We start from the raw sequence: 22,169 nt of genomic DNA, 5'->3' as shown, positions 1-22,169 counted from the left end.
GACCATCGAGTCCGACCCCCATGCCGAGGGCTTCTACCGCGCGATGGGCGCCGAGCGCCGGGGCGGGGAGACGCGGGGACGGCTCCCCGTGCTGGACGCCTGGCCGGTGCCGCCCGAACCGGCCTGGTCGCGGGCCTGGAGCACGGGCGGCGCGGTCGTGGTCGGCAACGTCGCCGAGTTCAACGGGCAGTTCGGCGGCGGTGTGCGCGGCCCCGACCACTACTCCTGCCTGGCCGCGTTCTGCGCGCGCGACCCGGCGCTGGTCGTCCTGCCGGAACCCGTCGAGGACACATGGGCGAAGGACGTCGCCGCGCTGCTCGGGTGGAGCGGAACGGAGATGATCGGCGGTGTCGCCCCCGACGGCTCCGACCCGGGGGCACCCGGGGCGCCGCCAGGAACTCGCGGATCTCCGCGGCGTCGATGGGCCGTCCCGTCACGACATAGGCGACCAGCGCGTCCTTTCCGGGCGCGGTGGGAATCCGCAGGACCGCGCACTCGGAGATCCTCGGATGCCTTGCCAGCTCGGCCTCGACGTCGTCGTAGGACATCTCGCGATCATGCCACGGAGCCGAGCGTCCCGGCCTCCAGAGCCGAGGCGGTCATCGCCTGGAGATGCCGGGTGACGATGCCCTCGCGCAGCGCCCAGGGACAGATGTCCAGCCGTTCGAGCCGCAGGACGGTCATCAGCGACTCGGCGACGACCGCGCCCGCGAGGATCTGGTGGGCGCGGGGCCGCGAGACGCCGCGCAGCTTGGCCCGCGACAGCCGGTCCAGCCTGCTCAGCACGGGGATCTGCTCGCGCAGCCGCTCCAGCTCCAGCGTCCGGCGGACATAGGGCCCCTCCTTGTACCGGGGCGCCCCGGTCAGCCGGGCCAGCTGGGTGAACGTCTTGGACGTGGCCACCGGACGCAGCGGCGGCCGCCCGTCCAGTTCCGCCGCCACACCGGCCATGGCCTCGCCCAGCTCCTCCCGGACCCGGGCGCGCAGCCTGCGGACGTGCTTGCGCCGGGGCGGGTCGTCGGGCAGCAGCTCGCGGGTCAGCCGTCCGGCGCCCAGCGGGAGCGACAGCGCCAGGGCGGGTTCCTCTCCGTCACCGTAGGCGACCTCCAGCGAGCCGCCGCCGATGTCGGCGAGCAGCAGCCGCCCGGCCGACCACCCGTACCAGGAGCGCGCCGCCAGGAAGGTCAGCCGCGCCTCGTCGGGCCCGGTCAGGAACTTCAGCCGGACTCCCGTCGCCGCCTCCACCCGGGTCAGGATCGCCTCGCGGTTCGCGGCGTCGCGGACCGCGGAGGTGGCGAACGCGACGAGCTCGTCCACTCCCTGGTCCTCGGCCGCGGCGACGGCCTCCCGCACCGCGGCGGCCAGACGGCACACCGCCCGCTCGGCCACCGTCCCGTCCCGGGCGATGGCCTCGGCCAGGCGGGTCGGGTGCTTCACCGTCGCGACCCCCACGAGGGGGCGGCCCGGGTGCACGTCCATCACTTTCAAATGCGCGGAGTTCGATCCGACGTCGAGAACACCGATTCGCATAGCCGCGCTTTACCCGCGAAAGCACGCCCTATCCCCGGTGGGGACGCGAGAAGGGCACCGGCCGATCACCCAGGGGTTTAGGCCGGTGACACGGGGAACGGCCATGCAAGGTTTCATTCGAACGCCGGCGAGAGCCGAAGGCGATCAGATGGCAGGGGAGTTGAGCGTGATGAGTACGGTGCAGCCGTCGGTGGGGCACCGCGTCGAGGCGCCTGCGCCGGACGCGGTCGAGCCGGGCACGGGCGACCTGGTCAAGCAGGCGTCGCAGCAGATCTCCGAGCTGGTGCGCGCCGAGATGCGCCTGGCCGTCGCCGAGGTCAAGGACAAGGGCAGGCACGCGGGCAAGGGAGCCGGGCTGTTCGGCGGCGCCGGGATCGTGGCGCTGTACGGCGTCGGCGCCCTGCTGGCCGCGGCCATCGCGGCCCTGGCGCTGGCCCTTCCCGTCTGGGCCTCGGCCCTCATCATCGGCCTGGTGCTGCTCGCGATCGCCGGGGTGATGGCGATGGTGGGCCGCAAGCAGGTCCGCCAGGCCGCGCCCCCGATGCCGGAGCAGGCGATCGAATCCGCCAAGCGCGACCTCACCGAGATCAAGGGGAGAGCACACCGATGACCACCACCGGACCCGGTGCCACCGGACACGAGCCGGGCCACGCCCCGAGCTCCGAGGGTGCCACCACCCAGGAACTGCGCGAAGAGATCAGCCACAGACGCGAGGAACTCGGCGACACCGTGGCGGCCCTCGCCGCCAAGGCCGACGCCAAGGCCCGCGCCAAGGAGAAGGCGGAACAAGTGAAGAGCCAGATCACGACCACGGCCCAGGACAAGCTGCACGCGGCGCGCGCCAAGGCCGGGCACACCGGGCACCAGGCGCAGGCCACCGCCCGCCGCGTGACCGACCAGGCCAAGCAGACCGCGACGGCCCCGGCCGACCTCCCGCCCGCCGCCAAGCGCGGCGCCGCCGTGGCCGCCGCCGCGACGGCCGTCGGCGTGCCGGTCGCGGTGGTCGTCCGGCGCCGCCTGGCGGCCCGCAGGCGGTCCCGCTGGGACCGGATGCTCGGCTTCGCCCAGAAGGCCGGACGCGTGACGGCGAGCACGGGCGGCCAGATGGCGGCCAAGGGCCAGGTCGCGGCGACCGGCGCCAAGCAGGCCGCCGCCAAGAGCCAGGCCGCGGCGATGACCGCCAAGCAGGCCGCGGCCAAGCGCGCCCCGGCCTCGGCCTCCCCGTCGGGGACCCAGGCCAAGGCCGCGACGGCCGCCGCCGTCGCCCTGCTCGTCCTCGGGATGGCGCGCCGCAGAAAGGCGTCCCGCACGAAGGACGCCGACGGCGGCGTGTGAGGCCACGATGACGGCGATCTACAAGCTGCTGTCCCTGGCCTTCAGCGTCCTCGGCGGCGTGCTGGCCGGGGCGGTGTTCAAGCAGATCTGGAAGCGGGTCGCCGGCCAGGACGACGCCCCTGACGCCGACGACCGCGACTACACCTGGGGGCAGGTGCTGGTCGCGGCCGCGGCGCAGGGCGCGATCTTCGGGCTGGTGAAGGCGGCCACCCAGCGCGCGGGCGCCCACGGCGTCCGCAAGGCGACGGGCCGCTGGCCGGGCGACGACTGACCGGGCCGCCCGGCGCTCCTGACCCCCGAGGGAGACGATCATGAGCAGGCACGCCAGGACCGGCGACGCCACGTCCGCGAGCACCTCCGAAGGCACGTCCGAGGCCACGCCCGACACCCCCGCCGGCCTGCCGGCGGGCTCCTGGTGGGGCGCGCTCAAGCGCACCGTCAAGGAGTACATGGACGACGGCCTCGGCGACTGGGCCGCCGCGCTCACCTACTACAGCGTGCTGTCGATCTTCCCGGCGATGCTGGTGATCGTCTCCCTCGTGGGGCTGGCCGGGACCTCGGTCAGCCAGGACCTCATCGACAACGTGGGCAAGACGGCGCCGGGGTCGGTCAAGGACGTGCTGGTCAACGCGCTGACCGAGCTCCAGCGCGGCAGGGGCGGCGCCGGGCTCGTGGCGCTGCTCGGTCTGGCGGCCGCGTTCTGGTCGGCGTCCGGCTATGTCGGCGCGTTCATGCGGGCGTCCAACGTCGTCTACGACATCCCCGAGGGGCGGCCGCTGTGGAAGACGCTGCCCCTCCGGGTGGCGCTGACGGTGGCGACCCTGGTGCTGCTGGCCGTCTCGGCCATCGCCGTGGTGGTCTCGGGACCGCTGGCGCGCAAGGCCGGCGACCTGCTCGGGCTGGAGTCGGCGGCCGTCACCGCGTGGAACATCGCCAAGTGGCCCGTCCTGCTGCTGGTGGTCAGCCTCCTGTTCGCGCTGCTGTACTGGGCCTCGCCCAACGCCAGGCACGGGTTCCGCTGGGTGAGCCCTGGCGGCGTCCTGGCGATGCTCGTCTGGCTCGCCGCCTCGGCCGGGTTCGCCTTCTACGTGGCCAACTTCGGGTCCTACAACAAGACCTACGGCAGCCTGGCCGGGCTGATCGTCTTCCTGGTCTGGCTCTGGGTGACCAACGTCGCGATCCTGCTGGGCGCCGAGTTCAACGCCGAACTCGAACGGGGCCGCGCGATCGTGGGCGGCCACCCCGAGGACCGCGAGCCCTATGTCGTCCCCCGCGACACCCGCACGTTCGACGAGGACGAGCTCAGCGACGTGCGCGACCACGACCGCGAGTAGCCGCCCTCAGCCCTCGACCCCGGTGGCGTCGTGGGACGACCCCACGGGCTTGGACTCCGGCGATCCCCGCTGCCGCAGGTAGATCGAGAACGCGGCCATCGAGGCGACGGCGAGGAACTCCGACTGCCAGTTCTGCAGCGTCCGGTTCCAGAACTCCGCCGAGGCGAGGTAGCCGAACCAGGACAGGGTGTCCTGGTGGTCGCCGAGGCGCTCGGCGTTGTGCGCCACCCAGCCGGTCAGCGACTGGATCAGCCAGGACAGCACGAAGATCGTGGCCATCACCAGGCCGAGCGAGCGGGAGAACACCAGCTCGCGCAGGCCGCCGGAGCGGACCGCCTCGGGCGAGGAGGCGCGGGCGTGGCGCCCGGTGTGCTGCTCGCGGTCGGACTCGGTGCCCTCCTCGCCGGGCTTCTTCGACTCCGGCGACCCGCGCTGCACCAGCCACACCGTCACGAAGATGTACAGGAAGAACTGCAGGTACTCCGACTGCCAGTTCTCGGTGACGTCGACGGCGAACTCCGAGCTGGTCAGGTAGTCGAGCAGGCCGACGCGCGGCCCGCCCTGGACGACCTGCCGGTCGTTGTAGACCTCCAGGCCGGTGAGCGCCTGGCCGATCAGCGCCAGCACGAGGGCCGCCAGGAAGAACAGCGTCAGCCCGTTGTGCTTCAGGAACCTCTTCACCTCGCCTCCCTCCCCCCGTCCGGGTCATCGGTGCAGGAGGCCGATGGCGGCGAAGTAGGCCAGCCCGACGACGATCACGCCGAGCGTCACGACGAACATCGCCTTCATGGCTCAGGCGTCCACTTCGCAGTCATAGGGCTCCCCCGGCTTCCTCTCGCATCCGGCCGCCGTCACCCGCCAGCCGTCGCCCCAGCGGACGAGGAAGACCGTGTCGGATCCGGCGCGGGCCCGCGCCTGGCCGCTCCACACCTCGACCCGCCCGACGGGGCCGCCTTCCAGCCCCACCTTGAGCACCTGCTCCCGGCACGGCGCCTCGGGCGACTCCAGCCCCTCGACGGCACGCGGCACCAGGCTCGCGCACGCCCGCGCCCCGTCGCCCGCCCGGACGGCGCCGAACAGCGCCTCGGCCGCCGCGCGGACCGCGTCCTCCTCGTCGGAGGCCGAGCACCCCGTGGCGGCGGCTCCGAGAAGCGCGGCGGCCGCCATGCACCGCGCCATGCGACGCGTCATGAACATCTTCTACCCCTGGTTTCCCGGGTGGAACACGCTCCGTACTGCGGAAACGATCGGCGCCCGATTAGCCGGGCCCTCCTCGGGCAGGTGACGGGTTGATCGCGCGGGGAGGGACATGACCATGGACGAGCGGCCCCAGAGAAAGCTCTCGTACTGGGTCGACGACGCGGCCGGGTCGGCGGGCGTCGCCCGCAGCCTGCTGCCCGCCGAGGCCGACGTGGTCGTGCTCGGCGGCGGCATCGCGGGGCTGACCACAGCCTTCCTGCTGGCCCGCGCGGGACGGTCGGTCGTCGTGGTGGAGGCCGCCCGGATCGCCGAAGGGGTCAGCGGCCACACCACCGCGAAGGTCACCTCCCAGCACAACCTCATCTACGCCGACCTCGTGCGGCGGTTCGGGAGCGAGCGCGCCGCCCTGTACGGCGCGAGCCAGGAGGCCGCGCTGGCCTGGATCGCCGACCGGGTGGACGAGCTGGACGCCGACTGCGACTTCCGGCGCCGTCCGGCCCACGTCTACGCCGAGGACCCCGCCTACAGAGACGAGCTCGAGGCCGAGGCGGAGGCCGCCGCGGGCCTCGGGCTGCCCGCCGAGTTCGTGGCCGACCCCGGGTTGCCGTTCCCCGTCGCGGGGGCGGTCAGGTTCACCGGCCAGGCGCAGTTCCACCCGCGCCGCTGGCTGCTCGCGCTGGCCCGCGAGCTCGTCGACCTCGGCGGGCAGATCGTCGAGGACGTCCGCGCCACCGGCCTCAACCTCACCGGCGGCCCGCTGGTGCGCACCACGGCCGGAAGCGTGCGCGCCCGCGACGTCGTGGTGGCGACGCACTACCCGATCTTCGACCGGGGCGCCTACTTCGCCCGCCTCGAACCGCGGCGCTCGCTGCTGATGGCCGCGCCCGCCGATTCGGAGAAGGTCCCCGGCGGCATGTACATCTCCGCCGACACGGGCCATTCCTTCCGGACCACGCCGGGGCCGGACGGCGGCGAGACGCTGCTGCTCGGCGGCGAGGGCTACCACCCCGGCGAGAAACGCGACGTGGAGTCGAGGTTCGCGCGGCTGGCCGGGTGGGGCGCCGACCGGCTCGGCGTCGGCCCCTACAGCCACCAGTGGGCCACACAGGACAACAAACCCGTGGACCGGCTCCCCTACATCGGCCGCTACCACCCGCTGGCCCGGCACCTCTGGGTCGCCACCGGGTTCGGCCTGTGGGGCATGACGAACGGGACGGTCGCCGGGCTGCTGCTCGCCGACCTGATCAAGGGCGAGGAGAACCCGTGGGCGCCCCTGTACGACCCGGGACGCCTCTCGGTGCGGCAGTCGGCGCCCGGCCTGGTGCGGCTCGGCGCCCGCACCGGGCTGCACTACGTGGCCGACTACGCCAGGACGCTCGTGCCCGGCGACCGGATCGCCGCCCTCGGACGCGGCGAGGCCACGGTCACCCATGTCGGGCGCCGTCCCGTGGCCGCCTACCGCGACGACCAGGGCGGGCTCTCGGCGGTGTCGGCCGTGTGCACCCACCTGGGCTGCCTGGTGGCGTTCAACGACGCCGAGCGGACCTGGGACTGCCCCTGCCACGGCTCCCGTTTCGGCCTGGACGGAACGGTCCGCCACGGCCCGGCCACCCGCCCGCTCGACCCGGTCGAGGTCGACGACCCCGGCGAGTCTCCGTGACCCGACGTCCGGCTCCCACGGTCGGGGTGGAGGAGGAGTTCCACCTGGTCGACCCGGTTTCCGGCGAGACGCGTCCGGGGGCGGCGTCGGTGCTCGCGCGGGCCGGGGACCGTCCCGCCGGGGCCTTCCACTCCGAGCTTCTGCTCAGCCAGGTCGAGGCCGTCACCGGCGTCTGCTCCGACCTCGGCACGCTGCGCGGGCAGATCGAGGAGGGGCGCCGCCGTCTGGACGCGGCCGCCCGCGACGAGGGGTTGCGGCTGTCGGCGTCCGGCACGCCGGTCAGGCCCGGCCCCGCACCCGAGATCACCCCGGGCGAACGGTTCGCGCTCATCACCGCGACGCACGCCGGGACCGTGCGGGACTACGAGACCTGCGGCTGCCACGTCCACGTCGGGGTGCCGGACCGCGAGGCGGGGGTCGCCGTGGTCAACCATCTGCGGCCCTGGCTCCCGATGCTCGTCGCCCTCGCGGCGAACTCGCCCTTCCATCGGGGGCGCGACACCGGCTACGCGAGCTGGCGGATCATCGAGCAGGCCCGGTTCCCCGGCGCGGGAACGCCGCCCTGGACGGCCTCGGCCGCCGACTACGACGCCCGCCTCGACCGGCTCGTCGACTGCGGCGTCCTGGCCGATCCCGGGATGACCTTCTGGCTGGCCCGGCCGTCGCCCCGCTTCCCGACCGTGGAGGTGCGGGCCGCCGACAGCGTGGGCACCCCGGGTGAGGCCGTCCTGCAGGCCGCGCTGACCAGGGCGCTGGTCCGCACGGCGCTCGACGACCTGGCGGCGGGCCGCGAGGCCGGGAAGGCCGACGACCAGTTCTGCGCGGCCGCCCTCTGGTCGGCCGCCCGTTACGGCCTCGATGGGCCCGCCATCGATCCGGAGGGCCGCGGGACCTACACCGCCGCACGGCGTGTGCGGGCCCTCGTCGACCATGTCCGCCCGGCCCTGGAGGAGGCGGGCGACCTGGACACCGTCCGGACGGCCGTGGCCTGGCTGGAACGCGCGGGCACCGGCACCGCCCGCCAGCGCCGTGCCGCCGCCACCGGCCCCGGCGCGGTGATCGCCATGCTGATCGAGCAGACGACGGAGCCGAGATGTCCCACCCCCTAGCCGGGCCGCCGCTGCCCACGCCGCGCGGCCCCCTCTCCGAGGTGATCCTGGAGACCCTCCGGCAGAGCCCGGCCAAGGAGCCGCCGCCCGCCGCCGGCCCCTCGGGCGACGCGCTCGGCGAGGATCTCCAGCTCGCGCTGTACTGCTGTTACGAGCTGCACTACCAGGGATTCGACGGCGTGGACCCCGCGTGGGAGTGGAACCCGGGTCTGCTGGCCCTTCGCGCCACGATGGAACGGGCCTTCCTCGCGGTCCTGCGCGAGGGAGTGGGCGAGGACGACGACGTCGCCGGCGCGCTCGACGCGCTCCTGGCGGAGCCCGCGGACGCGCACGGCGTCTCCCACCATCTCCGCGACGACGGCGACCGCCGCCGGCTGCGCGAGTACGCGGCGCACCGCTCGATCTACCATCTGAAGGAGGCCGACCCGCACGCCTGGGCGATCCCCCGGTTGCGCGGCACGGCCAAGGCCGCGCTGGTCGCGGTCGAGTTCGACGAGTTCGGCGGCGGACGCCCCGAGATGATGCACTCCCGGTTGTTCGCCGACCTGCTGCGCGTGCTCGGCCTGGACGACCGATACGGCGCCTATTTGGAGCTGGCCCCGGCCGTCACGCTGGCCACGGTGAACATGATGTCGCTGTTCGGGCTCCACCGCGCGCTTCGGGGCGCCCTGGTCGGCCACTTCGCCGCCGCCGAGATCACCACGGCGCCGAGCGCCCGGCGGATGGCCGAGGCGATGGACAGGATGGGCTACGCGCCGGACGCCACCCTGTTCTACACCGAGCACATCGAGGCGGACGCCGTCCACGAGCAGGTGCTGCGGCGGGACGTGATCGGCGACCTGCTGCGGCGGGAGCCCGGCCTGGCGGGCGACGTCGTCCTGGGCATCCGGGCCACCGAGTTCTTGGAGGATCGGCTGGGCGAGCATCTGCTGGGACGCTGGCGCGACGGCCTGTGCTCGCTCAGGGCTCCCCTGCCGTGACCGGCCGCGCCTTGCGGCGGTGGCTGGTGTCGCAGAACGGCTGGCGGCGGCTGCGGCGGCAGACGCACAGCGCCACCAGGAACCGGTCGGAGACGACCCGGGTGCCGTCCGGCATGACGATCTCGACGGGCCCCTCCACCAGCAGGGGTCCGGCGCCCTCGGGCATCACGACCCTCCGGCGTTCCCCGGGACGCGGGACCGCGCGCGGCTCAGGAGCGCTCGGCACGGATCACCACCAGATCCTCGTGGCGCTGGCCACGCTCGATGAGCGCGCCTTCCTCCAGAGCGGCCGCCCTGGCCCGCATGACCGGGCCGAACGGCTCCCTCGCGCGCGCGACCACGGTGGCGTTCAGGCCCTGGTCGCGAAGCGTCCGCACGGTCTTCCCCGCGCCGCACAGCGCGGAGTGCACCATGAGCATGATGCCCCCGGGAGCCAGATGACGCGGGGCGAGGGCGCACAGGCGGTCCAGGACCGCCCGGCCGTCCGTGCCCCCGTTCCACGCCCGCGCGCTCGCGTGCCGACCCGGGGCGGCGCCCTCACCGAGCACGTAGGGCGGGTTGGCGACGATCACGTCGAAGACCTCACCGGCAACGGGGGCGAGGAGATCGCCCCTGAGCACCCGGACGGGCAGGCCGTGGAGCCTGGCGTTCGTCCGCGCGGCCAGGACCGCCCGCCCGGAGACGTCGATCGCGGTCACTCTGCGGGCGCCGTTCCGCGCCGCCGCGACGGCCACCGCCCCGGTGCCCGTGCAGACGTCCAGCACACGCGCTCCGGGCAGGGTGCCCGTCCGGCGCAGTGCCTCGGACAGAAGGAACGTGTCGGCCTGGGGCCGGTAGACCCCCGGCGGTCTCATCAACCACACGCGGCACGCATACCCCCGATGTTCGGCGCAAACGTCGCGGCCTCCGTCGGGCGGATCGCGGCGCCGCGGGAAGCGGTCGATTCACCGGGGATCCGGTTCGGCTTTAATCACATGATGGAGAAACCACGGGTTGACTCCCGGACGGGTGGCGGCACATGCTGAGGGTGCGTCCGCTCACCCCGCGAGCCGGGCGCGGGGTCCATTAAGCGTGGCCCGCCCATCGATCTCCCGTGGGTGAGGTAACGATGCCGACCGAAACGTCCAGCGCGAGAATCGACCGGACCGGCTCGGCCGCGGTGCTCCATTTCCCGGCCGAAGTCGACATCGCCAACGAGGACGAGATCCAGGCCCGCTCGCTGCGCCTTCTGGAGGAGGGCGTGGACGACCTGGTCATCGATCTGATGTCCTGCCGCTTCTGCGGCTCAAGCGGCGTGAACATCATCCTGCGCACGCATCTGCGCGCCCGGGAGCTCGGCACGTCGCTCTCTCTCAGGCTCCCGGCCACCGGGCTGGTGCGCCGCGTGTGCAGCATCGCGGGCGTCACCCGGGTCGTCCCGGTCATCGACCAGGACGCCCATCCGGACCACTGAGCGCACGCCTTTCGCGCGGCTCATCCGAGGTCAATTGTTTAAAGCCGATCCGCGGGGTAGTCGAATCACATGTAGGCGATTCGCACCGCGGCGAATCCGCCGGGCGGATGCCTAGGACGCAGGCATCCGAAGTCATTAATGCCCCATGGCGATTCGGAGCTTTCGCATGCGCTTGTCCGCGACCCCAGAACCGGCCGCCGGCCTCGTGCGCCAGGCGTGCGGGCCCGGCGGCCCCCCAGCGACCGGAGGATCAGCGCGATGAGGGCGCTCGTCGCGCGGCTCGACGGCCTGGGAGGCGTCCTGGTCTCCGGTCCGGCCGTCCGCGCGGTCGCGGCCGTCGCCGACGAGGTCGTCATGCTGTGCGGGCCGCGCGGACGCCCCGCGGCCGAACTGCTCCCGGGAGCCGGGCATGTGATCGAGTGCAGCGCCCCGTGGATCGACCCCGAGCCCGTCGACCGGGCCGACATCGACCTGCTGGTGCCCGCGCTGCGCGGCTTCGACCGCGCGCTGATCCTCACCGCGTCCTGGCAGTCGCCGCTCCCGCTGGCGTTGCTGCTGCGCATGGCGGGCGTGCCCTGGATCGGCGCGATCACCGAGGACCGTCCCGGGTCGCTGCTCGACCTGCGGCACCGTCCCGACCCCGCGCTGCCCGAGCCCGAGCGGCTGCTCGCGCTCGCGGCCGCGGCGGGATTCCCCGCCCCGGCCGACACCCGGCTGCGGATCAAGCGCCCGCTCCCCCAGCTCGGCCCGCTGGTGGGAGCGCCCGGCCATGTCGTCGTCCACCCGGCGGCCTCGGAGTCCGAGGCGGCCTGGCCACCCGAGCGCTGCGCCGAGGCCGTCCGCCTGCTGGCGGCGGCCGGGCACCGCGTCGTGGTGACCGGCGACCGGGACGAGAAGGACCTGACCGCGTACGTCGCCGGTGACACCGGCCTCGACCTCGGCGGCCGGACCACGCTTCCCATGCTCGCCTCCGTGCTCGCCAGGGCACGCGCGCTGGTGGCGGGCAACACCGGCCCCGCCCATCTGGCGGCGGCGGTGGGCACCCCGGTCGTCTCCCTGTTCGCGGCCGCCGTCCCGGCGGCCCGCTGGGCCCCGCACGGCGTGCCCAGCGCCGCCTCGGCCGACCCGCACCAGGTCGTCGCGGCCGTCGAGCGCATCGCCGGCGGAGAACGGCTCGCCGAGCTGCGCCGCGCCGCCCACCAGAAGACATCGCGCCCGCGCGCCCCGCTCACGGAGGTGAACCCATGAAGATCGCCATGCTGCCCCGGCATCCCGAACGGGACACGGCGGCGGCGGAGCTTGCCGCCGAGCTCGGGCGGCAGGGGCACGAAGTGACCGTGCACGCCCGGCGGGACGCGCCCGGACCTCCCGATCTCGACCATCCCGGGCCCGGTGTGCGGGTCGAGCGGGTGCGGGCGGGACCGGAGTGCCCGCTTCCCGAGGTGGAGCTTCCGCCCTGGGTCCCCGAGTTCGGCGACCTGCTGGCGCGGCGGTGGGCGCACGACCCGCCGGACGTCGCCCACGCGCACTCGTGGATGTCCGGGCTCGCGGCGCTCCAGGCGTCCCGCCTGGTCGGGCGGACCGGACACGCCCGCGTGCCCGTCGTGCAGACCTATCCGGGACGGCCCGCGCGGAACCGGCTGGAGCGGCTGGTCCTGCAGATCTCCGACGCGATCATCGCGACCTGCGAGAAGGAGCTGGCCGAGCTGGCCGAGCAGGGCGTGGCCGGACGTCATGTCGCGGTCGTGCCCTACGGCGTCGACCTGGACCTGTTCCGGCCCGAGGGCCCCGCGCGCGGGCAGGGACGCGCGGCCCACCGGCTGGTCGTCCTGGCCCGCCGGGCCGAGAGCAAGGGCGCCGCCACCGCCATCGAGGCGCTGGCCGGCGTCCCCGACACCGAGCTGGTCGTCGCGGGCGGCCTGGGCGCGGGCGCCGAGGGCCTGCGGCGCACGGCGCGCGAGGCGGGCGTGGACGACCGCGTCACCTTCCTCGGCCGGATCGGGCACGACGAGGTCCCCGGACTGCTGCGCTCGGCCGACCTCGCCGTCGCGCTCCCGTGGGACGAGCCGTTCGGCATGGTCCCGCTGGAGGCCATGGCGTGCGGCGTCCCCGTGGTCGCCTCGGGCGTCGGCGGCCACCTCGACACCGTGGTCGGCGGTGTCACGGGCGTGCACGTCCCGCCCCGCGACCCGCCGGAGACCGCGCGCCGCATCCGCGACCTGCTCGACGACCCCGTCCGCCGCGCGGGCATGGCGGCGGCCGGAGCCGCGCGGGCCCGCTCGCGCTACTCCTGGGACCGCGTCGCCGGCGACACCCTCGCCGTCTACGCCGGCGCCGGGAGTGTGGCGGCATGACTGAGAAGCGAAGGAATGATCGCGGCACTTGCCGGGGGGTGCGGGGGGTCGTCCCCCCGCGAGGAGGCGGCATGACTGAGCGAAGCGAAGGAATGAACGCGGCTCCCGCCGGAGGGTGCGGGGGGACGTCCCCCCGCGAGGAGGGAGCATGACGACCGCGCCGCTCGTCGTTCTGGGGGACACGCTCCTCGACGTCGACATCGCGGGCAGCTTCGGGCGGCCGAGCCCGCACGCGCCCGTCCCGGTGGTCGAGCATCCCGCCGAGCACTCCCGTCCGGGCGGTGCCGGGCTCGCGGCGCTGCTGGCCGCGGCGGGCGGCGGCGACGTGGTGCTGGTGACGGCGCTCGCCGACGACGAGCCCGGACGGCGCCTGCGGGCGATGCTGGAGGCCCATCTGCGGGTCGTGGCGTTCCCCCTGCGCGGGGAGACGCCCTGCAAGCTGCGCATCGGAGCCGAGGGCCAGATCCTGGCCCGGCTGAACGTCGGCGAGGGCCTGGCGGGCCAGGGCCCCGTCCCCCGGGAGGTCGTCGACGCCATCACCGGCGCCGGGGCGATCCTGGTGTCCGACCAGGGCCGCGGCGTCACCCGGCACTCCGCCGTCCGCGACCTCCTCGGCCAGGTGCCCATAGAGGTGCCGATCGTCTGGGACCCGGATCCGGACGGCGAGACGCCCGTCCCCGGGACGCGGCTGCTCACCCCGAACGAGGACGAGCTGGCCGCGCTCGCCGAGGAGGGCGCCGAGCCCGGCGAGCCCCGGCTGGCCGCCGCCGGGCGGCGCGGCCGCCAGCTGGCCCGCGAGCTTGAGGTGGGCGGCGTGGTGGTGACGCTCGGCGAGAGCGGCGCCCTGCTCTGTCGCGAGTGGGGCACCCCGCTGCTGTCCCCGGCGGCGCCCGCCTCGGCGCCGCTGGACTCGTGCGGCGCCGGCGACAGCTTCGCGGCGGGCGTCCTGCACGTGCTGGCCGAGGGCGGCTACCTGGTGGACGCGGTGAACCAGGGCGTCCGGCAGGCCGCCGACTTCGTCGGCGCGGGCGCCGCGCCGGCGGTCGCGGCCCGGCTGACCGGTGCCGCGCCCTCCCACGAGCCGGACCCCGCGCTGGACGCCTGGGACGCCGTCGAGCGGACCCGCCGCTCGCGCGGCACCGTCGTGGCCGTCGGCGGCCTGTTCGACCTGCTGCACGCGGGTCATGTCAACCTCCTGCACGAGGCCAGGCGGCTGGGCGACTGCCTGGTCGTGTGCGTCGACTCCGACGCCTCGGTGCGGCGGCGCCTGGGCCCGCACGGGCGGGTCGCGCCCGCCGCCGACCGCGTCCGGGTGCTGCGCGCGCTGCACGACGTCGACGCCGCGCTCGTCATCGACGAGGACCATCCCGAGCCGGTGCTGCGCAGGCTCCGCCCCGACGTGTGGGTCAAGGGCGAGGAGTACGCCGCGGTGCCGCCGCCCGAAGCCGAGACCGTCCACTCCTACGGCGGCGAGGTCGTCCGCCTGCCCTTCCTGGAAGAGCGCACGACCGCGCCGCTGCCGTCGATACCGAAAGGAACCGCGTCATGAAGGTCCTGATCACCGGTGGAGCGTCCGGGCTGGGCGCGGCGATCGCCCGCCGCGTCGCCGAGGACGGCGGCACGCCGCTGGTCCTCGACCACGACCCGCCCGAGGACGACGTGCGCTTCGTCCAGGCCGACCTGGCCGACCGGACGTGCGCCGAGCGCGGCGCGCACACGCTGGCGCGCGGGGCGGGCGGGCTGAACGCGGTGGTCACCGCGGCCGGGATCGACGCGTCCGGGCCGCTGGACGCGGTCCCGGCGCGGGACTGGGAGCGGGTCGTCCAGGTCAACCTGCTCGGGACGGCCGCGGTGGTGCGCGCCTGCCTGCACTACCTGGAGCACCAGCCCAACGGCCGCATCGTCACGTGCGCCTGCACCCACGGGCTGCACGGGACGGCCGACGCCACGGCCCGGTGCGCCGCCGACGGCGGCGTGATCGGTTTCAGCCGGGCGCTCGCGCGGGAGCTGTCGGGCCGGATCGGCGTCACGACGCTGGTGCCCGGGGACGCGGGGCCGTACCGGCACGAGGACGTCGCCGACTCGGTGGCCTTCGCGCTCGCGCAGCCCTCGGGCTCCGAGGTCGGCGAGCTGGCCGTCCGCCCGGCCCGGGAACCCGCACGCCCCTGAACGACGACGAAAGGACACCGACATGCGGGCGCACCGTACCGCTCTCGGCGCGCTCAGGCGCGGCATCCAGAAGGTCGGCGACCGCCGGAAACCCGGACCGCCCTCGCGCGCCCCGAAGCCGCGCACCAGTCCCGAAGAGGCGCCCGAGCCCGTGGACGCAGGCGCCACCAAGAAGCACCTGTACGAGGTCGCCAAGGGGCTCGGCATCGAGGGCCGCTCCAAGATGACCAAGGACGAGCTCGTCCGCGCCATCGACCAGGCCCGCCGCACGACCCGCGAGCCGCGCGGCTGAGCCGTCAGGCGCGGTCGCCGAGGCCCGCCAGCAGGCGGTCGACCTCGATGAGCAGCGAGCCGTGGATGAGCCACCCGTCGCGGCGGAACTCGGCGGTGCGGGTCCGCTCGTGGAGTTCCCGCGCCCGCTCGCCCGCCGCCTCGACCGCCTCGGCGAGGTCTCCCCCGGCCTCGCCGAGGCGCTCGCGACGGTAGGCGCGGACCACGGCCGCCGCACCGGGGGCAGGACGACGGCGTTGACCACCACGCCGACGGCCGTGCCGAGCCCGGTCTCCAGCAGCCTGGGCACCAGGTCGCCCCCGGACGGTTCGCCCACGCGACGACGGCGGCCAGCGCGCCCTTCATGGCCTGGGTGAACAGGTCCCGTTCCCGGCCGGGCGCGGAGGCGGCCAGGCGCGCGGCCCGGCCCACCTCCGCCAACCGGTTCCGGGTCCAGGTCGTCAGGGCGGTGACGCGCTCGGGCACTCCTAGAAGCGCTGTTCCTCGTGGCCGATGCCGAGGCCGTCGGCGACCTCGGCGAAATCGCCGTAGGTGCGCCTGGGCAGGTTCTCCAGGGCCGCCACGGCGACGTCCGGCGCGCCCTGGCCGGCCGCGTGACGGGCCAGCGCCCCGGGGTCGGCCGGGTAGTCGGCGCCCGCCAGGACCCTGGCCATGGCGCTGCGGTCCTCGACGTCACGCGGGGTCATCCCCTGCGGCGTCCCCTCCTGCGCCGAGTACCCGGCGGTCGGGTCGCGTCCGGTGTCGGTGCCGACGGGCTCGGGCTCCTTCCACTCCTCCGCGTGGCTGGGCCCGGTCCCCCGGGTAAGCCCCTGGGTCTCCTTGGCCAGCTCGTCATCGAGCCGCGAGCCGTGCTTGTCGCTCTTGTCCCCCATCGGAACGCCTCCGTGATCTGTGGGATCTGTCGCGTTCGCCTCTCCACGCTCCGATATCCGAGTTACGGCCGCTCAAACAGCGTCCCTCCCCCGACCGTGCCCTGGGTCGCCGTGGTGACATCCCCCCTTAAGTAATGATAATAGTTTTCATTGCCAGGTTGGAGCGGGAAGCGGGGGAACGTGACGTCAGGATCATCCGTGGACGCCGTGCGGACGGTGCCGCGGCGGCCCTCCGTGCTGCGCGACGCCGCGTTCCTGCGGCTCTGGACGGGGACGACGGCGTCCGGGCTGGCGACCTGGGCCCTGCCGTTCGTGCTCGGCCTCGCCGTGCTGGAACGTTCCCTCTCGGCCGGGGCGCTCGGGCTGGTGCTCGCGGCGCGCACGGTCGGGTTCCTGGCCGCCGTTCCCGTCGGCGGTGTGATCGCCGACCGGCTCTCGCGCCGGACGGTCGTGGTGTGGGCCGGGCTCACCGCCACCGCCGCGACACCGCTGCTCGCGCTCGGGCTCGGGCGCTCGGTGCCGCTGATGGCGGCCGCGGCCGTGCTCGCCGGGGCCGGGCAGGGCGCGTGCCGTCCCGCCTTCCAGGCGCTGACCTCCGAGGTGGTCGACGAGGAGCGGCGCCAGCAGGCCAACGCCGCCATGACGCTGGCCGTCCGCGTCACCACCCTCGTCGGGCCCGCGCTGACCGCGCTCCTGGCGGCGTTCCTGGACGCCCGCGCCCTGCTGCTCGGCATCGGCGCGCTCTGGCTGCTGGCCGCGCTCGCCCCTCCGTCAGGATCTTCGGCACCCCGGCCCGAGGGGGCGCGTCCCGGGTTCCTCGCCGAGTTCGCCGAGGGCGTCCGGGAGGCGCGGCGCCACCCGTGGTTCCTGGCCGGTCTCGGCGCGCTCACCGCCGTGATCGCCACCGGCTACTCCGCGACCGGGGTGGCGCTCCCGCTGGTCAGCCGCGACCGCCACGGCGGCGAGGCCGTGCTGGCCGGGGCCGCCACCGCCTACATCGTCGGGGCGCTGCTGGGCGCGCTGGTCATCGCGCGCTGGCGGCCGCGCGCCCAGGGGTGGGCGGCGCTGGCCGGGCTCGCCCTGTACGGGTTCGCGCCGCTCAGCCTGCTGCTGCCGGTGCACCCGATCGTGGTGGTCGCGGCCTACGTCGTCACCGGCGTCGGCATCGAACTGTTCAACGTGCCGTGGTTCACCGCCACGCAGCGGGAGGTCGAACCGGACAAGCTCGCCCGCGTCTCGTCCCTGGACTTCCTGCTCTCCTACGGCCTGGCACCGCTCGGGCTCGCCCTCATCGCCCCGGCCATGGCCGCGTTCGGGACGGGCCCGGTGCTCGGCGCCTGCGCGGCCGTCTGCTTCCTCGCGCCCGCGGCGGCGGCCCTCGCCCCGGGCGCCCGCCGTTTCGGGAGGGCCTCATGACCACGCTCACCGAAGCCGGACCTGGGCCGGGCCTGGCCCGAGCCGGTTCCCGCACGACCTCGCTGCTGCTCGTCGCAATGCTCGGCGCCGCGCTGCTGGTCTCGATCCTGATGGCGATCGGCATCGGCCAGGCGGCGGTGTCGCCGCCGGAGACCGTCCGGTACCTGTGGGCGGCGATCACCGGCGGGCGCGTCGCCGCCGAGGACGTGACGACCTACCAGATCATCTGGCAGGTCCGCGCGCCGCGCGTGCTGCTGGCCGCCGTCGTCGGCGCCGGGCTGAGCGCGGTCGGCGTGGCGATCCAGGCCATGGTCCGCAACGCGCTGGCCGACCCGTTCGTCCTCGGGGTCTCTTCGGGGGCCTCGACCGGCGCCGTCCTGGTCGGCGTCTCGGGGGCGCTGTCGGCCCTGGGCGTCTACGCCGTCTCGGCGGGGGCGTTCCTCGGGGCGCTGGTCGCCTCCGTCCTGGTCTATCTGGCGTCCGGAGGCGCCACGCCGCTGCGGCTCGTCCTGACCGGCGTGGCGATGGCCTTCGGGTTCCAGGCGCTGATGAGCGTGATCGTGTACTTCGCGCCCGACGGCGAGGCGACCAGCACCGTGCTGTTCTGGTCGATGGGCGGGTTCGGCGCGGCCAACTGGGGCTCGCTGCCCGTGGTCGCCGCCGCGACCGGCGCGTGCGTGGTCGTCCTGCGCCGGATGGGCCGCAGCCTGGACGTCATGGCGCTGGGCGACGAGACGTCCGCGAGCCTCGGCGTCCAGAGCGAGCGGCTGCGCCGCGGGCTGTTCGTGCTCACCTCGCTGGTGACCGGCGCGATGGTCGCCGTCAGCGGCGCGATCGGCTTCGTCGGGCTGGTGATGCCGCATCTGGTGCGGATCTGGGTCGGCGCGGGGCACGCCCGGGTGCTGACCGTCGCGCCCCTGACCGGAGCGATCTTCATGGTCTGGGTGGACGTGGCCGCCCGCACGCTGGTCGCGCCCCGCGAGCTCCCCCTCGGCGCGATCACGGCGCTGGTGGGCGTCCCGGTGTTCATCGTCCTCCTGCGCCGCAGGGGCTATCTTTTCGGCGGCCGCTGACATGGAACTGCGTCTGGACGAGGTGTCGGTCTCCCTCGGGGGCCACGACCTGCTGCGCGCCCTGACCCTGGACGTCGGTCCCGGCCAGGTCGTCGGCGTGGTCGGCCCCAACGGCTCGGGCAAGACCACGGCGCTGCGCTGCGTGTACCGCGCGCTGAAGCCCACCGGCGGCACCGTGTGGGTCGGCGATCGCGAGCTGTCCGCGCTGTCGGGACGCGAGAGCGCCCGGAAGATCGCGGCACTCACCCAGGAGGGCGGCGCCGACCTCGACTTCACCGTCGAGGAGATCGTCGCGCTCGGGCGGACCCCGCACCTGCGCGGCAACCAGCCGCTCAGCGCGCGCGAACGCGAGCTGTGCCGCCGCGCGATGGAGCGCCTGGACGTCCTGCATCTGGCCGGGCGCGGCGTGCTGTCGCTGTCGGGCGGCGAGCGGCAGCGCGTGCTCGTCGCCCGCGCCCTGGTGCAGGAGCCCCGCCTTCTGGTGCTGGACGAGCCGACCAACCATCTGGACCTGCGTCACCAGGTCGGCCTGCTGTCGATGCTCAGGGGCGGCGACGTCGCCGCGCTGGTGACGCTGCACGACCTCAACCTCGCCGCCGCCGCGTGCGACCGGCTCGCGGTGCTGCACCGCGGGTCGCTGGTGGCCTCCGGAACCCCCGGAGAGGTCCTGACCGAGGAGCTGGTGAGCACCGTCTTCGGGGTGGACGCGAGCGTCGTCCCCCACCCGCTCACCGACGCGCCCCAGGTCCTGTACGCACTGACCGCGATGAAAGGAACACCAGCGTGATCGCGCTACGCCGAATCACCGTCTCCGCCGTCCCCCTTCTGGCCGCGTCCCTTCTGGCGGGGTGCGGGGCCGAGGTCGAAGGGGCCGCCGACGCGAAGAAGGTGAAGGTCAACAGGTGCGGGCAGGAGGTCGAGTACACCACGCCCCAGCGGGCCGTCGTGTACGAGGGCGGCAGCGCCGACAAGATGTTCTCGCTCGGGCTGACCAAGCATGTGCACGGCTACGTGCTGCCCCCGGCCAACCCGCCCGTCAAGCAGTCGCCCTGGGCGGCCGAGTACGCCAAGACCACGTTCCTGAGCTCCGACCTGCTGAACCGCGAGCTGGTGGTCAAGGCCAAGGCCGACTTCGTCGTCGCGGGGTGGAACTCGGGGTTCAGCGACCGGCGCGGGATCACGCCCGCGATCCTGGACGGGCTGAAGATCCAGAGCTTCATGCACTCCGAGTCGTGCTTCAACTATCCCGGTCACCCGCTGCGGGTGACGCCCTTCGAGGGCCTGTTCACCGACCTGGAACGCCTGGGGCAGATCTTCGGCGTCGAGGACCGGGCCCGCGCCCTGGTCGCCGGATACCGCAAGCGGGTGGACGCGGTGAAGGCCCAGGCCCCCAAGGGCGAGCCCGTCCCGGTCTTCCTCTATGACAGCGGCACCGACAAGCCGTTCTCGGCGGGCAGCCAGGTGCCGCCCAACGACATCATCCGCTTCTCCGGCGGCCGGAACATCTTCGGGAACCTGGACGCCCGCTGGACCGAGGTCGGCTGGGAGGCGGTCGTCAAGGCAGCGCCCGAGGTCGTCATCATCCTCGACTACGGCGACAAGCCCGCCAAGGACAAGATCAAGTTCCTGAAGGAGAACCCGGCGACGGCCAAGGTGCCCGCCGTCGTGAAGAACCGGTTCTACGTGCTCAACTACAACGAGGCGATCAGCAGCCCCCGCAACATCGACGGCCTGGAGGGCTTCGCCAAGTACCTGCGCGAGCTGCCCCGCTAGACACGACCGAGCCTCGATGTGGAGTCGAGGATCAGCGGCTGTGGGTGTCGTAGGCCATGATCCGGCCGATGCGGCGCCCCCAGACGGCCAGCGCCGCGGCTCCCGCTGCGGCCAGGACGCCGACGAGGAGGTAGTAGACGCTGTCGGGCAGCACCTTGGTGAGCAGGACGACGCGGCTGCCGACCGCGACGCCGAGCGCGCAGAACAGCCACCACAGGCCGATGACCCGGCCGCGGAACGCGGGCGGTGCGGCGTCGGCCGCCGCGGCGATGCCGACCGGCCCGAGGGTGATCTCCCCGCAGGCCAGCATCAGGAAGACGGCGACGAGCCACAGGGGCGAGACCTTGTGGCCGTCCGCCGCCGCGGCGGCCGCGGCGGCCATGATCAGGAACCCGGCCCCGGCGAAGCCGAGACCCACCGTGAACTTGAGCCGGACCGACGCGCGCGGCCCCAGACGCAGCCACAGGACGGCGAACAGCGGGGCGGTCATCAGGATGAAGAGCGGGATCGCCGACTGGAACCAGGCCGCCGGGATGACGAACCCCGACACGCCCCGGTCGGTGGAGTTCTTGGCGAACAGGTTGAGCAGCGACCCGGCCTGCCCGACGCCCATCCAGAACAGCGCGGCGGCCAGCAGCAGCCACGTGTAGGCGCCGAGTCGGGTCCGTGCCTCCGCGTCCAGGTCGGGGTGGCGGCGCAGTGAGGCGTACCCGATGAACGGCACCACGAAGGCGACCAGGCCGAGGCCCGCCAGGACGTGCTCGATCTGGAACGTGCCCGCGGCGAGGTCGGCGCCGAACAGCACCCCGGCCACCGCCAGGCAGGCCAGCGGCTTGCGCCCCGCCGACCAGAGTTCGGCCCGCGAGGCCGGACGGCCGGGCGCCGCGCCCACGTCGCCGAAGTGGCGCGCCCCGGCCGCGAACTGGATCACCCCGAACGTCATCCCGACCCCGGCGGCCATGAACCCGGCGTGCCAGCTGACCCGCTCGCCCAGATAGCCGGTGACCAGCGGCGCGAGCAGTGCGCTGACCTGGACGCTCATGTAGAAGACCGAGAAGCTCGCCTCCCGCTGCACCGACTCGCCGCGCCCGTAGAAGCGGGTCAGCAGCCCGCTCATGTTCGGCTTGAGCACGCCGGTGCCCACGCCGATCAGCAGCAGCCCGAGATAGGTGCAGCCCTTCACCGGCAGCGCCATGCAGTAGTGACCGGCGGCGATGGTGATCCCGCCGTACATGACGGCGCGGCGTTCGCCGAGCACCCGGTCGCCGAGCCAGCCGCCCGGCAGCGCGAGCATGAAGATCGTCGCCATGTAGATGCCGAACATGGCGGCCGCCGTGGCCTTGGGGAGGCCCAGGCCGCCCTCGCTCTGGGGCGCGGCCGCGTACAGGACGAGGATCGCCTGCATCCCGTAGAAGCTGAACCGCTCCCAGACGTCGGTGAGGAACAGCGTCGTGAACCACCGCGACCGTCCCGGCGGCTTGGCGGACGCCCGGCCCTCGGGGGCCGCGAGGGGCCGGGTCGTCGGTTCGCTTGTGGTCATCTATCCGTCCTCCAGCCGGTCACGAGCCTTGCGGACACAGTGACCGGCCCTCTTCGACGCCCGCTGGAGACCGGGGCGAC

Annotated in this window: 26 protein-coding genes; 17 read left to right on the top strand and 9 right to left on the bottom strand. The window is 74.3% G+C overall.

What is annotated here, in order from left to right:
- Positions 1-179: 179 nt before the first annotated feature.
- Both ACQPY4_RS14795 and ACQPY4_RS14790 read right to left on the bottom strand, forming a co-directional pair.
- The gene (locus ACQPY4_RS14795; protein ID WP_433338920.1) at positions 180-548 is read right to left on the bottom strand and encodes an AMP-binding enzyme; all 369 of its coding nucleotides are present in this window, start codon (positions 546-548) and stop codon (positions 180-182) included.
- A gap of 7 nt (positions 549-555) precedes the next feature.
- Positions 556-1,530 (bottom strand): Ppx/GppA family phosphatase, encoded by a 975-nt coding sequence (locus ACQPY4_RS14790; RefSeq protein ID WP_433336560.1) that lies wholly within the window; start codon positions 1,528-1,530, stop codon positions 556-558.
- Between the two features lie 169 nt (positions 1,531-1,699).
- On the opposite strand from ACQPY4_RS14790, the gene ACQPY4_RS14785 reads away from it, so the two are divergent.
- The 4 genes from ACQPY4_RS14785 to ACQPY4_RS14770 are packed head-to-tail and all read left to right on the top strand — an operon-like array spanning position 1,700 to position 4,199.
- Positions 1,700-2,140, top strand: coding sequence for a phage holin family protein (locus ACQPY4_RS14785; RefSeq protein ID WP_433336558.1), 441 nt, complete (start codon positions 1,700-1,702; stop codon positions 2,138-2,140).
- On the top strand, positions 2,137-2,865 hold the full coding sequence (locus tag ACQPY4_RS14780) for a DUF3618 domain-containing protein (RefSeq protein WP_433336556.1): 729 nt from the start codon (positions 2,137-2,139) through the stop codon (positions 2,863-2,865). The genes ACQPY4_RS14785 and ACQPY4_RS14780 overlap by 4 nt, the downstream gene beginning before the upstream one ends.
- Before the next feature lie 7 nt (positions 2,866-2,872).
- A complete protein-coding gene (locus ACQPY4_RS14775) occupies positions 2,873-3,136 on the top strand; it encodes a DUF4235 domain-containing protein (protein WP_433336554.1) in 264 nt (87 codons plus the stop codon).
- A gap of 40 nt (positions 3,137-3,176) precedes the next feature.
- Positions 3,177-4,199, top strand: coding sequence for a YihY/virulence factor BrkB family protein (locus ACQPY4_RS14770; RefSeq protein WP_433336552.1), 1,023 nt, complete (start codon positions 3,177-3,179; stop codon positions 4,197-4,199).
- 6 nt (positions 4,200-4,205) lie between these two features.
- On the opposite strand, the gene ACQPY4_RS14765 is transcribed toward ACQPY4_RS14770, so the two are convergent.
- A complete protein-coding gene (locus tag ACQPY4_RS14765; RefSeq protein WP_433336550.1) occupies positions 4,206-4,880 on the bottom strand; it encodes a DUF6766 family protein in 675 nt (224 codons plus the stop codon).
- 111 nt (positions 4,881-4,991) lie between these two features.
- The gene (locus ACQPY4_RS14760) at positions 4,992-5,390 is read right to left on the bottom strand and encodes a hypothetical protein (RefSeq protein WP_433336548.1); all 399 of its coding nucleotides are present in this window, start codon (positions 5,388-5,390) and stop codon (positions 4,992-4,994) included.
- 124 nt (positions 5,391-5,514) lie between these two features.
- On the opposite strand from ACQPY4_RS14760, the gene ACQPY4_RS14755 reads away from it, so the two are divergent.
- Genes ACQPY4_RS14755 through ACQPY4_RS14745 form a run of 3 tightly spaced genes read left to right on the top strand, consistent with a single transcriptional unit; the run spans position 5,515 to position 9,148 of the window.
- On the top strand, positions 5,515-7,059 hold the full coding sequence (locus ACQPY4_RS14755; RefSeq protein ID WP_433336546.1) for an FAD-dependent oxidoreductase: 1,545 nt from the start codon (positions 5,515-5,517) through the stop codon (positions 7,057-7,059).
- Positions 7,056-8,168 carry a carboxylate-amine ligase gene (locus tag ACQPY4_RS14750; RefSeq protein WP_433336544.1) on the top strand — a complete coding sequence of 371 codons (1,113 nt, stop codon included), beginning with the start codon at positions 7,056-7,058 and terminating at the stop codon, positions 8,166-8,168. Before ACQPY4_RS14755 ends, ACQPY4_RS14750 begins: the two co-directional genes overlap by 4 nt.
- The gene (locus tag ACQPY4_RS14745) at positions 8,153-9,148 is read left to right on the top strand and encodes an iron-containing redox enzyme family protein (protein ID WP_433336542.1); all 996 of its coding nucleotides are present in this window, start codon (positions 8,153-8,155) and stop codon (positions 9,146-9,148) included. The genes ACQPY4_RS14750 and ACQPY4_RS14745 overlap by 16 nt, the downstream gene beginning before the upstream one ends.
- On the opposite strand, the gene ACQPY4_RS14740 is transcribed toward ACQPY4_RS14745, so the two are convergent.
- Positions 9,129-9,314 (bottom strand): CDGSH iron-sulfur domain-containing protein, encoded by a 186-nt coding sequence (locus ACQPY4_RS14740; protein ID WP_433338918.1) that lies wholly within the window; start codon positions 9,312-9,314, stop codon positions 9,129-9,131. The two genes, ACQPY4_RS14745 and ACQPY4_RS14740, sit on opposite strands and share 20 nt — an antisense overlap.
- A gap of 43 nt (positions 9,315-9,357) precedes the next feature.
- Positions 9,358-10,002: a HemK2/MTQ2 family protein methyltransferase gene (locus ACQPY4_RS14735; protein WP_433336540.1), complete on the bottom strand. Its 645-nt coding sequence runs from the start codon at positions 10,000-10,002 to the stop codon at positions 9,358-9,360.
- Positions 10,003-10,256: 254 nt separating this feature from the next.
- Between ACQPY4_RS14735 and ACQPY4_RS14730 the strand changes: the two genes are divergently transcribed.
- From ACQPY4_RS14730 to ACQPY4_RS14705, 6 genes are all read left to right on the top strand, one after another.
- On the top strand, positions 10,257-10,601 hold the full coding sequence (locus tag ACQPY4_RS14730) for an STAS domain-containing protein (protein ID WP_433336538.1): 345 nt from the start codon (positions 10,257-10,259) through the stop codon (positions 10,599-10,601).
- 258 nt (positions 10,602-10,859) lie between these two features.
- Positions 10,860-11,849 (top strand): glycosyltransferase family 9 protein, encoded by a 990-nt coding sequence (locus ACQPY4_RS14725; protein ID WP_433336536.1) that lies wholly within the window; start codon positions 10,860-10,862, stop codon positions 11,847-11,849.
- Positions 11,846-12,955, top strand: a complete 1,110-nt coding sequence (locus tag ACQPY4_RS14720; protein ID WP_433336534.1) for a glycosyltransferase — start codon at positions 11,846-11,848, stop codon at positions 12,953-12,955. The genes ACQPY4_RS14725 and ACQPY4_RS14720 overlap by 4 nt, the downstream gene beginning before the upstream one ends.
- Positions 12,956-13,103: 148 nt before the next feature.
- Positions 13,104-14,504, top strand: coding sequence for a PfkB family carbohydrate kinase (locus ACQPY4_RS14715; RefSeq protein ID WP_433336532.1), 1,401 nt, complete (start codon positions 13,104-13,106; stop codon positions 14,502-14,504).
- Positions 14,501-15,124 (top strand): SDR family oxidoreductase, encoded by a 624-nt coding sequence (locus tag ACQPY4_RS14710; protein WP_433336530.1) that lies wholly within the window; start codon positions 14,501-14,503, stop codon positions 15,122-15,124. The genes ACQPY4_RS14715 and ACQPY4_RS14710 overlap by 4 nt, the downstream gene beginning before the upstream one ends.
- 22 nt (positions 15,125-15,146) lie before the next feature.
- Entirely contained in the window at positions 15,147-15,416 is a 270-nt protein-coding gene (locus ACQPY4_RS14705) for a Rho termination factor N-terminal domain-containing protein (protein WP_433336528.1), read from the top strand.
- Between the two features lie 4 nt (positions 15,417-15,420).
- On the opposite strand, the gene ACQPY4_RS14700 is transcribed toward ACQPY4_RS14705, so the two are convergent.
- Positions 15,421-15,621 (bottom strand): hypothetical protein, encoded by a 201-nt coding sequence (locus ACQPY4_RS14700; protein WP_433336526.1) that lies wholly within the window; start codon positions 15,619-15,621, stop codon positions 15,421-15,423.
- Positions 15,622-15,882: 261 nt separating this feature from the next.
- On the bottom strand, positions 15,883-16,287 hold the full coding sequence (locus ACQPY4_RS14695) for a DUF2795 domain-containing protein (RefSeq protein ID WP_433336524.1): 405 nt from the start codon (positions 16,285-16,287) through the stop codon (positions 15,883-15,885).
- A gap of 198 nt (positions 16,288-16,485) precedes the next feature.
- Between ACQPY4_RS14695 and ACQPY4_RS14690 the strand changes: the two genes are divergently transcribed.
- From ACQPY4_RS14690 to ACQPY4_RS14675, 4 genes are read left to right on the top strand one after another with little or no spacing between them, the layout of a single operon-like run.
- Complete coding sequence (locus tag ACQPY4_RS14690; protein WP_433336522.1) at positions 16,486-17,703, top strand: MFS transporter; 1,218 nt, start codon at positions 16,486-16,488, stop codon at positions 17,701-17,703.
- Positions 17,700-18,776 carry a FecCD family ABC transporter permease gene (locus tag ACQPY4_RS14685; RefSeq protein WP_433336520.1) on the top strand — a complete coding sequence of 359 codons (1,077 nt, stop codon included), beginning with the start codon at positions 17,700-17,702 and terminating at the stop codon, positions 18,774-18,776. Before ACQPY4_RS14690 ends, ACQPY4_RS14685 begins: the two co-directional genes overlap by 4 nt.
- A gap of 1 nt (position 18,777) precedes the next feature.
- Positions 18,778-19,563: an ABC transporter ATP-binding protein gene (locus tag ACQPY4_RS14680; protein WP_433336518.1), complete on the top strand. Its 786-nt coding sequence runs from the start codon at positions 18,778-18,780 to the stop codon at positions 19,561-19,563.
- Complete coding sequence (locus ACQPY4_RS14675; RefSeq protein WP_433336516.1) at positions 19,560-20,549, top strand: ABC transporter substrate-binding protein; 990 nt, start codon at positions 19,560-19,562, stop codon at positions 20,547-20,549. The genes ACQPY4_RS14680 and ACQPY4_RS14675 overlap by 4 nt, the downstream gene beginning before the upstream one ends.
- A 31-nt stretch (positions 20,550-20,580) precedes the next feature.
- Here ACQPY4_RS14675 and ACQPY4_RS14670 read toward each other — a convergent pair whose 3' ends face one another.
- Positions 20,581-22,089, bottom strand: coding sequence for a peptide MFS transporter (locus tag ACQPY4_RS14670; RefSeq protein ID WP_433336514.1), 1,509 nt, complete (start codon positions 22,087-22,089; stop codon positions 20,581-20,583).
- Positions 22,090-22,169 lie beyond the last annotated feature (80 nt).

This window comes from Spirillospora sp. CA-294931, assembly GCF_050946795.1.
GTDB lineage: Bacteria > Actinomycetota > Actinomycetes > Streptosporangiales > Streptosporangiaceae > Spirillospora.
Note: the sequence above shows the minus strand (reverse complement) of the source record. Positions and strands in the feature narration are given on the sequence as shown.